General features: G+C 64.1%; 12 protein-coding genes. 7 read left to right on the top strand and 5 right to left on the bottom strand.

Annotation, left to right across the window (positions count from 1 at the left end):
- Window positions 1-62: 62 nt before the first annotated feature.
- The 3 genes from P1L40_RS19810 to P1L40_RS19800 all read right to left on the bottom strand — a co-directional run bounded on the left by P1L40_RS19810 (window position 63) and on the right by P1L40_RS19800 (window position 2,738).
- Entirely contained in the window at window positions 63-878 is an 816-nt protein-coding gene (locus P1L40_RS19810) for a DUF7839 domain-containing protein (protein WP_284011534.1), read from the bottom strand.
- Between the two features lie 166 nt (window positions 879-1,044).
- Window positions 1,045-1,467, bottom strand: a complete 423-nt coding sequence (locus P1L40_RS19805) for a DUF2267 domain-containing protein (protein ID WP_284011533.1) — start codon at window positions 1,465-1,467, stop codon at window positions 1,045-1,047.
- A 47-nt stretch (window positions 1,468-1,514) separates the two neighbouring features.
- Window positions 1,515-2,738 carry a CBS domain-containing protein gene (locus P1L40_RS19800; protein WP_284011532.1) on the bottom strand — a complete coding sequence of 408 codons (1,224 nt, stop codon included), beginning with the start codon at window positions 2,736-2,738 and terminating at the stop codon, window positions 1,515-1,517.
- A 172-nt stretch (window positions 2,739-2,910) separates the two neighbouring features.
- On the opposite strand from P1L40_RS19800, the gene P1L40_RS19795 reads away from it, so the two are divergent.
- From P1L40_RS19795 to arsB, 3 genes are all read left to right on the top strand, one after another.
- On the top strand, window positions 2,911-3,306 hold the full coding sequence (locus tag P1L40_RS19795; RefSeq protein ID WP_284011531.1) for an ArsR/SmtB family transcription factor: 396 nt from the start codon (window positions 2,911-2,913) through the stop codon (window positions 3,304-3,306).
- Window positions 3,307-3,462: 156 nt separating this feature from the next.
- Window positions 3,463-4,317, top strand: a complete 855-nt coding sequence (gene arsM, locus P1L40_RS19790; RefSeq protein ID WP_284011530.1) for an arsenite methyltransferase — start codon at window positions 3,463-3,465, stop codon at window positions 4,315-4,317.
- Window positions 4,310-5,467, top strand: a complete 1,158-nt coding sequence (gene arsB / locus P1L40_RS19785; RefSeq protein WP_284011529.1) for an ACR3 family arsenite efflux transporter — start codon at window positions 4,310-4,312, stop codon at window positions 5,465-5,467. Before arsM ends, arsB begins: the two co-directional genes overlap by 8 nt.
- Before the next feature lie 410 nt (window positions 5,468-5,877).
- Here arsB and P1L40_RS19780 read toward each other — a convergent pair whose 3' ends face one another.
- Together P1L40_RS19780 and P1L40_RS19775 are read right to left on the bottom strand one after the other, a co-directional pair.
- Entirely contained in the window at window positions 5,878-6,645 is a 768-nt protein-coding gene (locus P1L40_RS19780; RefSeq protein WP_284011528.1) for an IclR family transcriptional regulator, read from the bottom strand.
- 270 nt (window positions 6,646-6,915) lie between these two features.
- Window positions 6,916-7,950: a galactitol-1-phosphate 5-dehydrogenase gene (locus P1L40_RS19775; RefSeq protein WP_284011527.1), complete on the bottom strand. Its 1,035-nt coding sequence runs from the start codon at window positions 7,948-7,950 to the stop codon at window positions 6,916-6,918.
- Window positions 7,951-8,301: 351 nt separating this feature from the next.
- On the opposite strand from P1L40_RS19775, the gene P1L40_RS19770 reads away from it, so the two are divergent.
- The 4 genes from P1L40_RS19770 (at window position 8,302) to P1L40_RS19755 (ending at window position 12,855) form a co-directional block, all read left to right on the top strand.
- Entirely contained in the window at window positions 8,302-9,744 is a 1,443-nt protein-coding gene (locus P1L40_RS19770) for an extracellular solute-binding protein (protein WP_284011526.1), read from the top strand.
- Window positions 9,745-9,786: 42 nt separating this feature from the next.
- Entirely contained in the window at window positions 9,787-10,719 is a 933-nt protein-coding gene (locus P1L40_RS19765; RefSeq protein WP_284011525.1) for a carbohydrate ABC transporter permease, read from the top strand.
- Entirely contained in the window at window positions 10,719-11,597 is an 879-nt protein-coding gene (locus P1L40_RS19760; RefSeq protein ID WP_284011524.1) for a carbohydrate ABC transporter permease, read from the top strand. Before P1L40_RS19765 ends, P1L40_RS19760 begins: the two co-directional genes overlap by 1 nt.
- Before the next feature lie 85 nt (window positions 11,598-11,682).
- Window positions 11,683-12,855 (top strand): ABC transporter ATP-binding protein, encoded by a 1,173-nt coding sequence (locus P1L40_RS19755; protein ID WP_284011523.1) that lies wholly within the window; start codon window positions 11,683-11,685, stop codon window positions 12,853-12,855.
- Window positions 12,856-12,883 lie beyond the last annotated feature (28 nt).

Genomic DNA, 12,883 nt, shown 5'->3' with positions numbered 1-12,883 from the left:
TCGGCGGCTCACTTCGTCCGGCCGCTGTCGACGACAGCGGGCGCCCCAGACCGATCGAGCCGTTACGCGTCCACCACGTCGACGACTTCGTAGCTGAGGTTGTGTTCCCGGAGGGAGTCTGTGTGTTCGGAGAGCCGATCCGTCGCACAGAGCAACAGGATGTCCAGTCCCTTCGCGGCCGCTTCCTGGACGGCGGCGGCGCTCCCGAAGCGGATGTCGGGGTCGAGACCGACCGCCTCGGCGACCGCGATCGCCTCGACGCCGCCGACCGCCAGCAGGTCGTGGTCCGTGACCAACGCCGAGACCCGCGCGGGGTCGACCGCCGAACTCCCGCCGTTCTGGACCTGCGGGATCGAGACGACAGTCACCGACCCTAGCTCGTAATCGACGACACCCTCGAAGTTCGTGATCCCGACATCCTGGCCCGCCTCGGCGTCCGTCACCGCGACCGCGGTCGCGTCCCCGGTGTCGCCGGCCATGGCGCGTAAGGCCCCGTCTTGCATGGTCAGCGAGACGGTTTCGCCCTCGTCGATCGCCGTCGTCGCGATCGCGGTCTCGACCTCGACCTGACCGATCACGTCCTCGGCGACGTGTTCCACGAAGTGGCGCAGTTCGTCCGTCTGTGAGATCAGCCAGTCGACGCCCTCTTTGGTCACTTCGTACCGACCACGGCCGTGTTTGGTGACGTAGTTCTCCTCGCTCAGGGTCTGGAGGTAGTCGCTCACTGCCTGGGCGGTGATCCCGATTGCGTCCGCGATCTCCTGTTGGTTCACCGCGGGCTGTCGCTCCGCGATCTGGACCAGGATCTGATACCGTGTCGCGTTTCGCTTGCTCCGGAGGACGCCGAACTCGTCGGTGTCGTCCGCGTTCTTCGCCATTGGTTGTGTTCCGGGCCTCCGACGCAAGTAATTTTGCCTTACATCGGCTGCGATTTGTAGTTGCCGCGGCATCACCCCACTAGAGGAGTAGTTGACTTTGGTTACTGCGGGTGAGGTTGTCCCCTGTTCTACGGGAGTTGTCTTGCGCGAACGGCCACCCGAGGGGTCACGAATGCTCGCTCCAGCCACCGCTGTCGACGACTTCGAAGAGGTTGCGCCAGTCCTCGTCGTCCTCGCTCTCCGGCAGGGCGTCCCGCAGTTGCTGGAAGTCCGACGGCGGGACCACCGTGTGTGCCAGGTCGACGATGACACGGGCGTGATACGCCGCATCGGCGCGGTCGGCGCCTTCGATCTCGCTGACACGGTCGACGAACTCCGCCCAGTCGAAGCGGCGGCCGTGTTCGTGGACCGCCCCGGTCATGTACCACTGGATCTCGCCCGGCAGCGACGCGGCGAAGTCGGCCGCCTGTCCTTCCGGCAGGCGTTCCCCGAGGGTCATGAGCGTCGCTCGGATCGCGCGGACGGTCTCACCGGTTCCGGGGAGGCCGAGTCGGTGCTGGATCTCGCCGGTGAAGGCATCGAAGTCCATACCCGTAAATTAGTCTCCGTTGACATCAATCTGTCTGGCCGGTCCCCTCACCCGTCGCCTTCGAGCAGCCAGCCGAAGCGTTTCTCCCAGAACTCCTCGCCCCGCGGCTTCTTGCTGCGTCCGTACGTTTTCTCGTCCCGGATCTGTCGCTCCATCACGTCACGCGCCTCGTTGAGGGCGTGACTGGCGCCGTACCCCTCTCCCGACGCGACGAACAGCCCGCGGTCGGTGTGCAGGCGGATCCGGGCGAGCAACAGCGGTGTGCCGCGGTGTTTTTCGTCGTGTTCGTGCATGTGGATCTTCGCGTCGAGGATGTTCATGTCGTGGTCCCTGTCGTCGAACTTGTCGATCATCGCGACGATCTCCTCGTACTGGATGTCGTCGAGCAGGTCTGCCCCGTACAACTGGACGGAGCGGTTCCCGCCCGCTTCCCAGGTGAGCGAATCGAGGATATCCGTCTTCGTGACGATGCCGTACGGCGAGCCGTCGTCCGTGACCAGCAGCGACGAGGCGTCGATCTCTGTCATCGCGTCGAGCGCCACGTCCAGCGTCGCAGTCGGCTGGATCGTCCGGACCGGTTCGATCATCAGGTCCCGTACCGGGAGATCAAGCAGCCGCGTGAGTTCGCCGTCCCGCGCGCCGAATCCCCCGCCGCGTGCGCGGCCGCTTCCGGCGGCGATGTCACCGCCGAACGGGTCGGTCCCGCCGGGATCGCCCCCCTGGCTCTGTGTCGTGGCCCTGACGGTGAGACCGGTCACGTCGTAGAGACTCAGGATTCCGACCGCCGTGTCGCCGTCGACGACCGGCAGATGTGTGATCCGGTGTTCCCGGAAGACGTTGAGTGCCGTCCCGAAACTCGTTCCCGGTTCGACTGTCACCATCTCGGGCGTGTAGGCGTCGGCGACGGTCACCGCGTCGAGGAAGGGACGCACCGCCTGGAGGAGGTCCTCGGCGGTGACCACGCCGATCAGCTCGGGGCCGTCGAACACGGGAAGCAACTGCGAGTCGCTGTCCAGCATCAACCGGGCGGCCGTCCGGATGTCCTCGTCCGGCGCGAGTCGTGGCACGTGCCAGCGGAGCGAGCGGAGCTTCTCGTTGGGTTGGTGGTGTGATGTCGCCAACTGGCGTCTGGTTACGACTCCCTCGAACTCGTCGCCGTGGACCACGACGCCTTTGACCGCAGGGTCGTCGAACACACCGACGAGCTTCGAGACAGGGGTCTCTGGTGACAGTTCCGTGTAGTCGGTCGAAACGATGTTTTGGATATCCATTGGGGCTCTGTGTCGGAGTCGGCCGTCGTTCGGTACCGCTGTATCGCACCGTATAGTTGTTAGTCCATTCACAAGTATTCGCGGGTGAGCCAGAGTCACCCGGCCTCCGTTGACCTACGCCATCGGTTCCGGTCCAACACAGTTATATGAATGACTGTTCAACCACTCATCCATGAGCTCACAGACGGACCGACTCGAACGACTCATCACCGAGGAAAGCGGCGGGTGCTGCGAGGCCGACATCGAGGACCGCCTGGACTCGCTGCGCTCGTACCAGTCGGCGGCTCCCGCGGACGCCGACACCGATCTCAGCGCGCTCAAGACACTGGGCAACGACACGCGATACGCGATCGTCCGGCTGCTGACGGCTGCGGACCGTGAGTTGTGTGTCTGTGAGATCAATCCGGTCGTCGATGTCAGCGACAGTGCGATCAGCCACGCGCTGTCGGACCTCTACGACGCCGGCCTCGTCACCCGTCGCAAGGACGGGACGTGGCGGTACTACGAGGCGACCGACCGTGCCGAAGCGCTGTTGGCGGCCCTCGACGAGACGCGGGGCGACCGATGATCGAACTCGCTACGGACGGTCCCGGGGGTGACGGCGGTGGTCGGGCAGGCGGCAGGCGCGACGGATCCGGGCTTGACCGGGTTCGGGACAGCCGCCACGACGGTCGAACCGGCCGTCGTGCGTTGTTCGACGCGACCGATGGGGAGGAACCGATCGATGCCTGAGTCGAACGATGCCACGGCAGCGTCCGGGCTCGACGCACGGACACAGCGGGAAGTCGTCCGGGAACGGTACGCTCGCATCGCGACCGGCGAGCGCGAGGACGGCGGCAACTGCTGTTCGAGCGACGACTCCTGCTGTAGTTCTGAGGACGCGGCGGCTCCCAGTGACGAGACGGCCCGGAAACTCGGCTACTCCGACGGCGAGTTGGCCCGTGTCGACGGCGACGCGAACCTGGGGCTTGGCTGCGGTAATCCGCAGGCGATCGCGTCGCTGGCTGCGGGCGAGTCGGTGCTCGATCTCGGGTCGGGTGCTGGGTTCGACTGCTTCCTCGCCGCCGACGAGGTCGGTCCGACGGGCCGCGTGATCGGCGTCGACATGACGCCCGAGATGGTCCGGAAAGCGCGTGCGAACGCCGAGGAAAACGGGGCCGAAACCGTCGAGTTCCGCCTGGGCGAGATCGAGCACCTCCCGGTCTCCGATTCCAGCGTCGACGTGATCATCTCGAACTGCGTCGTGAACCTCTCGCCGGACAAACAGCAGGTGTTCCATGAGGCCTTTCGCGTCCTCCGTCAGGGTGGGCGTCTCGCGATTTCCGATGTCGTCCTGACCGCGGCGGTGCCTGACGACGTTCGGGCGGACCCCGAGTCCGTCGCGTCCTGTGTCGCCGGCGCCTCGACAATCGACCGGCTCGACCGGCTCCTCGCCGACGCGGGCTTCGAATCGATCAGTATCTCGCCGAACGACGACAGTGACGAGTTCATCCGGGACTGGGACGACGAGTACGACGTGAGCGAGTTCCTGGTTTCGGCGACGATCACCGCCAGAAAGCCGGAAAGCGACGATGAGTAGCGTCGAGCAGTCCCACGGCCCGAACTGTGACTGTGAGAGCTGTGGTGATCCGCGGTCGATGGACTTCCTCGATAAGTACCTCACCGTCTGGATCGTCGCCGCGATGGCCGTCGGCGTCGGTCTCGGGTTCGTCGCGCCGTCGGTCACGCGCCCGATCCAGCAGTTCCATCTGGTCGAGATCGGCCTCGTCGCCATGATGTATCCACCGCTGGCGAAAGCCGAGTACTCGCAACTCCGGGCCGTGTTCCGCAACTGGCGCGTCCTCGGCCTGAGTCTCGTCCAGAACTGGCTGATCGGTCCGACACTCATGTTCGGGCTGGCCGTGATCTTCTTCAGCGGGCTCGTCCCCGGGCTGCCTGCCCGCCCGGAGTACTTCCTCGGACTCGTGTTCATCGGCATGGCGCGGTGCATCGCGATGGTGCTCGTCTGGAACGAACTCGCGGACGGGTCGACCGAGTACGTGACCGGGTTGGTCGCGTTCAACAGCCTCTTCCAGATCGTGACATACGGCGTCTACGTCTGGTTCTTCGCGCTCGTCCTCCCGCCGCTGCTCGGCATGGAGACGCTCGTCGCCGGCATCGAGACGTTCGACGTGACGCCGATGCAGGTGTTCCAGGCCATCGTCGTCTTCCTCGGGATCCCCTTCGCCGGCGGCTTCCTCACGCGGTACGTCGGTACGCGAACCAAGGGACAGGCGTGGTACGACGAGCAGTTCGTCCCGACGATCGATCCGCTGACCCTGATCGCGCTCCTGTTTACGATCGTCGTGATGTTCGCCACCCAGGGGGAGACGATCGTCGCCTCGCCCGGCGACGTGCTCCTGATCGCCGTCCCGCTGACCATCTACTTCGTCGTGATGTTTCTGGTGAGCTTCGGGATGGGCAAGGGCGTCGGCGCGGACTACTCGACGACGACGGCGATCGGTTTCACCGCCGCCTCGAACAACTTCGAACTCGCGATCGCGGTCGCCGTCGCGGTGTTCGGTGTCGGTTCCGGCGTCGCGTTCACCACCGTCGTCGGGCCCCTCATCGAGGTGCCCGTGCTGCTGGCGCTCGTCAACGTCGCACTGGCCTTCCAGCGGCGGTTCGACTGGAGCGGTGCCACCACCGAACAGCCCGACACGACCCCACCGTCCGTGGAGACCGACTGACCGGCACCCGCTGTCTCGGTCCGTGCGCTGTGCGACCCTCTCGTCGGTGATTCCCGCTACCTGTCGTCAGATATCGGTTGTTTGAGGTTATCACAACGCTTTCGGACCTCTTTTCCTCGGCTCTCGACATTTCACAAACGCAATACCGCTTTTGATAACCAAAAACAATTAAAACACACTTAGATAGCTTTTTCTATTGGCTCAAAACAAAATATGGTATCACCTCGGCTGTAGCGAATATAGGAATCCGAATACACTCACATTCTTGAACAAGTGGTCCAATACACCTGTGAATTCATCTAATCGTGCCTTAGCGTTACACCACCGTTCCGGTCGAGTCGGCTGTCGAACGGGCGTGGAACCCAGTGGTATAACAGTTGTACTGGTGTTACGACACCCACTCATTCGGTTCATCGACTCCGGAGGTCGACCTGAATCGACTTCGCGGTGCTGACGACCTGGCCGGTGATGTCCTCTTCGAGGTACCGCCCGCTCAGTCGGTCTACCGGACCACAGATGCCGAGCGCTGCCACGCAGTCGGCATCGCTGACCGACACCGGGGCGGCGGCACCGACGATCCCCTCGTACTGTTCTCCTCTACAGAACGCGACGGTGTCCTCGCGGACTCCCCGGAGCGTGGCTTTGAGTTCGTCCCGCCGGGTTATCGTGGCCTCGGTCGGCGCGACGAGGTCGGTGGCCGCCAGAATCTCGTCGACGCGCTCCTCCGGCAGCGACGCCAGAATCGCCTTCCCCGGTGCGTTTACGTGGAGTGGATAGCGCTGGCCCTCGTGGAAACGCGGCGACCAGCCGTCGCTGGCCTCGGCGATGTAGACCGGCACGCCCGACCCCGCTTCGAGGACGAACAGCACTGTCGTCTCCCCGGAAGCAGCGGCGAGGTTGTCGAGGTGGTGGCGCGCGGACTCGTAGATGGGCATCGCCGCACGCGTCTGTGAACCGACGTCCAGGGGTTTGAGCGAGGGTTCGTATCGGTCGCCACGCTTGACGACGTAGCCACGCTCACGCAACGTCGCGAGGTGGTTGTAGACGACGCTCTTTGCGACCCCGAGGCGGTCGGCAAGCGCCGTCACGCCCATCGGGTCGGCCGATTGCACCAGGAGTTCGAGCAGGTCGAGCGACGTTTCCGTCGCGTCGATGGTGTAGCTTGGTGTGTCGCTCATTGTCTTCGTGTACTGGTGCCACGTACATAATTCTGTTCGTTAGAGCAGAACACTTTCGCCCTGGTAACTGTTCACACGCGATGTATCCCTCACGAAAAACGAAATAGGTTACTTTTGTGCACTCAAAAACGCGCGAACTATTTGTGTTCTTGAGAGAAGAACGAATACAACGTGACCCACGGACCGGACGGATCGCTGGTCGTAGTTTTAGACACAGAATGGCAGACGGGGGGAGGGCTCCAGAACAGTGCGGTGACGCGGCGACCGACCTCAGTCGCTGGCGCCCGGGACGACGACTTTCTTCAGTCCCTCGCCGTTCTCCATGCGCTCGAACGCCGTCGGCAAGTCGTCGAGTCCGATCCGTTCTGTGACGAGGGTGTCCGCGTCGATCCGACCCTGCTGGAGCAGCGTCACCGCTCGCTCGAAGTCCTCCGTCGTCAGGGAGAACGAACCCCGGTAGTCGACCTCGTCGAAGAAGATGTCGAAGGGGCTGACCTCCATGGTCGCCTCCTGGTCCGGGACGCCGAAGACGAGCGTCGAGCCGCCCTGGGCAGTCACCGCGTTGGCCTGTTTGATCGTCGGTACGAGTCCGATCGCCTCCGCGCCAACGTCGACGGCACCGCCGGCGGCCTCGGGGATCGCCGTCTCGGGGTCTTCCTCCTCGGGGTCGACGACGGCGTCGGCGCCGAGTTCGGCGGCGATCTCGCGGCGCTCGTCGTCCGGTTCGGAGACCACGATGGGTGCGGCGCCGGCGATGCGGAACGACTGCAACAGGAGGAGCCCGATCGGACCGGCACCGATGATGGCGACGCTGTCGCCCGGCGTGAGATCCGTCTGTTCGACACCGTGGAGACAGCAGGCCAGTGGTTCGGCCAACGCGGCCCGCTCGAAGGACATCTCGCCGATGTCTTCGACGTTGATGGCCGGTACGCGGACGTACTCTGCGAACGCGCCGTCGAGGATCGTCTCGCCGGCACCGCCGATGCTCGTGTTGTTCTCACAGAGGTGTGTCTCCCCGCGCTTGCAGTACGAACAGGCGTTACAGGGGACAGTCGGATTGATCGCGACACGGTCACCCGCGGCGAACGTGTCGACATCGGTCCCGACATCGACGACGGTCCCGGCGCTCTCGTGACCGAGCACCAGCGGCGTCGGGGCGGCGAAGGTCCCGTGGTACATGTGATAATCGGTCATGCAGACGCTGCAGGCACCGACTTCGACGAGCACCTCGTTCGGCTTCGGTTCGGGGCGTTCCCGTTCCTGGACTTCGATCTCGCCAACGTCTGTGAGTGTGGTCGCTCGCATCACTCGCCCCCCACAGCGGAACGGACGTGTGTGACGGGTCGGTACTGTGCTGACGTGTGGGTGTCTCCAGTCATGGTGGATCGTGGCCGAACAGGCTCGTCGGTGAGTGTCGTCGCGATGTCAGTCGGGAGCGCGTCGCTCGCACGAGGACTCGACGTGTGACCGACGACTGCTGTTCTCGTGTGGCCTCGGCCCAACTGTTGTCGGACACTCCATTAAAGTCTTTCCACGGTTCGACCGCAAACCGCTCGCTGTGTGGCGATTTACGTGATCGTCCCCCGCTCGCTGGGCTTCGAAGAAGGGGTACCTTTATTATGCATGAATGTTGTTGCTAGACCGAGGCAAGCCAATATGACAGAGCGCAACAGGCGGAACTTTATCAAAGCGACAGGTGTCGGACTGCTCGGCGGCCTCGCAGGCTGTACGCGAGGCGGGTCGAGTGGCTCGGGCGGTGGCGACGGATCGAGCGGCGGTAACGGGTCCAGCGGCGATTCGACCGAGTCCAGTTCCGGATCCGACGGCGACCTCGCCATCCCGCTGGAGGAGTACCAGAGCGCAGACATCGACTGGCGGCAGTTCGAGGGGTCACAGATCAACATCGGTGCCGTCCAGCACCCGTGGGTGTCGGCCATCAAGCCCGCGGTGCCCGTCTTCGAGGAACTGACGGGGATCGATGTCGTCTGGAACATCCTCCCGGAACAGCAGTTCCGGACCAAGCGACAGACCGATGTCAGCACCGGCGCCGGGCAGTTCGACATCTTCTACATGGATCAGGTCGTCAATCAGTTCCGCGAGGAGGGCTGGATTCAACCCCTCGATCCGTACTTCGACGACAGCAGTCTCTACGACGAGGAGTGGTACCAGCCCGACGACCTCTTCGAGGCCTCGAAGTGGCAGGCCCACGGCGGCGGCTACAGCGACTCCTGGACGGGCATCCCCATCACCGTCGAGGTCCAGACCCAGTTCTACCGAACGGACCTCTACGAGAAACACGACCTCGAAGTCGCCGAGACGCTCGAACAGTTCCGGCAGAACGCACAGACGATCCACGAGAACGAGTCCGACGTGGTCGGGACGGTCGGCCGCGGCCAGAAGGGTTACGGGATGAACATCTACATCCTGAACACGTTCCTGCGCGAGTACGGCGCCGAGCTCTGGACCGAGTTCCCGAACGACTCGGGACTGGACACCGACGGTGTCATCGAGGCGGCCGAGTGGTACACCAGCCTCCTCCAGGACTACGGTCCCGAGGGCGCGTCGACCCAGACGTGGTCCGACGTGCTCGCGACGATGCAGGAGGGGCGGGCCGGTCACATCGTCGCCGACGCAAACCTGTTCTGGCCGGGCCTGACCGGCGAGGACTCTCAGGTCGGCGAAGACATCGGTATCGCGAAGGCGCCGCGACCGGCCGACGGGACGTTCTCGCCGAACGCGTTCAACTGGCAGATCTCCACGTCGAAGAACGCCTCGAACTCCGAACAGGCGTTCCTGTTCATGCTGTGGGCGTCCTCCGAGCCGACCAACACCTGGATGCACCTCGACAACGGCGCGGCGTTCTCGGTGCGTCAGTCGGTCTGGGAGAACGACGAGTTCCGCTCGCGCGTCGGCGACAACTTCGCGCAGGTCACGCTCGAATCCCTGCAGGAGGCCGCACCGGACCCGTTCGACCGGAAGTACCCCGAGTGGGGCCAGCGCTACTCCGAGGAACTCCAGCGCGCTATCGCTGGCCAGAAGTCCGCCGAGGCGGCGATGACGCGGGCCGCGGAGGTCGCGGAAGACATCTACAGCGGCTGACGTGCCAGCCCGAACCAGCATCATGAGACATATCCACAACAAATGAGCACACCTACCCAAACAGAGTCGGCAAACCGGACGACCCTCGCCAGACTCCGGGATCTCTGGAACGACTACCTCCCGTACTGGTTCATGGCACCGATGGTGCTGGTGATGGTGATGATCACCTTCTTCCCTGGTGCCTACGACCTCTATCTCAGCCTGATCGCCGAACCGACGTTCAACGTCTTCGAGGCGGAGTTCGTCGGGCTCAGCAACTTCGAGACGGCGTTCACCCGGGGCGGCGCGTTCCACTCGTTCGTCATCACGATCACCGTCGTCGTCAGCGCACTGGCCCTGGAGACCGCGCTCGGATTCGTCTTGGCGGCACTGGTCGCCGGCGTCGACTCCGGTCGCATGAAGGGGTTCTACCGGGTGCTGTTCATCATCCCGATGGCTGTCGCGCCCGTGTCGCTCGCGACGATCGGCCGGATCATGCTGAACAGCGAGATCGGTGTCATCCCGTACGTGATCGAGACGGCGACGCCGTTTGCGGCCCCCGCGTTCCTCTCGGACGTGCCGCTGTTGACGGTGATCCTGCTGGACACGTGGAACTGGACGCCGTTCATGTTCATCATCTTCTACGCCGGCCTCTCGTCGGTGCCCGACACGCTCGTCGAGGCCTCCCGCGTCGACGGCGCGCCGCTGTGGCGCCGCTACGTCCACGTCATCATCCCGTACATGAAGCCAGTGGTGTTCGTCGCCACGCTCATCCGGCTCATCGACCTGTTCCGGACCTTCGGCGTCGTCTACGGGCTGACCAACGGCGGACCGGGGACGGCCACTCAGCTCGTCAGCATCAACATCTACGAACAGATGTTCATCAACAACCAACTGGGCGTGGCCGCGGCCATCGCCATCGTCTACCTCGTCCTCGTGGTGGCGCTGTGTAACATCATCATCGCGAAGGTCGGCTTCGAGGGGGTGTGGGACTGATGGCGACATCCGACGAGGAGGCTGCCATCGGCTCACAGCGCCTCGACAAGGAGACGCGGGAGACACTCGTCAGGGTCGCTCGACACACCATCCTGCTTGGCTGGTCGTTCGTCGTGCTGTTCCCGCTGTACTGGCTCGTCTCCATGTCGCTGAAACCGCCGGGACAGGCCAACTCGCTGCCGCCGGACTGGATCTTCCTGCCGACGGTGTACAACTACATCCAGTTGGTCCAGCAGTCCGATTTCGTCGCCGCCTTCGCCAACAGCGTGCTGATGGTGTCGGCGTCGGTCGTGATCGTCCTGCTGATCGGCGTGCCCGCGGCGTACGTGCTCTCGCGGTACGACATCCCCAAAGAACGGGACGTGCTCGTGTGGATCCTCTCCTCGCGCATGCTCCCGCCGATCGCCGTCGTCATCCCGTTTTTCGTCATCTTCCGGGCGCTGAACCTGTTCGACACCCGGATCGGGATGGTGTTGATGTACGTCAGCATCAACCTCTCGCTTGTCGTCTGGGTGATGAAGGCGTTCTTCGATGGCATCCCCGAGACGCTGGAGGAAGCCGCACGTGTCGACGGCGCGACGCAGTTCCAGGGCTTCCGGAAGGTCGTCCTGCCGGCGGCCAAACCGGGCATCTTCTCGGTGGCCATCATCAGCTTCATCTTCGCGTGGATCGAGCTGCTGTTCGGACTCGTGTTGACGAGCTTCGAGGCGGTGCCGGTGACGCTGTTCGTCTACTCGTTCATCGGCTCCCGGTCCATCGAGTGGTCGATGCTCGCGGCCGCCTCGACCGCGATGATCGTTCCGGTCGTCGTCTTCCTGATCGCGGTCAACAAGTATCTCGCGGCCGGCCTCAGCTTCGGTGTGGTGATCAAAGAATGAACACGCGTTCCACCGAACGACACGTACTGCACGCAGACCACGCCCGTGCGGCGGCGAGAAACAGCCGCACAACGGAGACACACTAATGGCTAGTATCACGATCGACGACGTAACGAAGCGGTTCGGAGAGGGCGACGAATCGGTCGTCGCAGTCGACGACGTGTCCCTCGACATCCACGACGGCGAGTTCGTCGTCTTCGTCGGACCGTCCGGCAGCGGGAAATCGACGCTCATGCGGATCGTCGCGGGGCTCGAAACCCAGAGCGAAGGCGACGTGAAGATCGGCGACACCGTCGTCAACCAACTCGGACCGCGCGCGCGCGACATCGCGATGGTGTTCCAGAACTACGCGCTGTATCCGAACATGACCGTCGAGGAGAACATGTCGTTCGGGCTGAAGATGTCGACGGAGCAGTCCGACCAGGAGATCGAGGAGACGGTCACCTCGGCGGCCGAGATGATGGACATCGGCGAACTGCTGGACAACACGCCCGGCGAACTGTCGGGCGGCCAGCAACAGCGCGTCGCGCTGGGGCGGGCGATCGTCCGGGACCCGAACGTCTTCCTGATGGACGAACCGCTCTCGAACCTGGACGCGAAACTCCGCGCGGAGATGCGGACCGAGATCAACCGCCTGCAGAGCGAACTGGGCGTCACGACGCTGTATGTCACCCACGACCAGACCGAGGCGATGACCATGGGCGACCGGCTGGTCGTCCTCAACTACGGGGAACTCCAGCAGATCGGGACGCCGCTGGAGTGTTTCTACCGGCCGGCGAACCAGTTCGTCGCCGGCTTCCTCGGCTCGCCGTCGATGAACTTCTTCGAGGGCCACGTCGAGGGTGGCACCCTGCGGGCCGACGGGTTCGACTTCGATCTGACCGAGCGGATGCAGACCTCGGCAGACGACCGGAGCGACCTCGTCCTGGGGGCCAGACCCGAGGACATCACGCTCCACGACGACCCGACCGGTGGCCACGAGTTCGAAGCGGAGGTCGACGTTGTCGAACCGATGGGGAGCACCTCCTACGTCTACCTCCAGGCAACACAGCAGGACCACGACCAGACGTTCATCGCCGAGACGGACGGCCAGCGGCTCATCAACGAGGGTGCGGTAGTCGCCGTCGAGATCCCCGACGAGGACGTGCATCTCTTCGACGCCAGCACCGGCGAGACGATCCACCAGCGACGACTCGACAGCGACGCCGAGGTCGCCCTCGAAGAAGGGATGCAGACCGCCGGAAGCACCGCTGACTGAGAGACACACCGCGTCGATACCCGATTCA

Source organism: Haloarcula pelagica, from assembly GCF_030127105.1.
In the GTDB taxonomy this organism is placed as follows: Archaea; Halobacteriota; Halobacteria; order Halobacteriales; family Haloarculaceae; genus Haloarcula; species Haloarcula pelagica.
The sequence above is the reverse complement of the archived record's forward strand: the minus strand, read 5'-3'. Positions and strand labels throughout refer to the sequence as shown.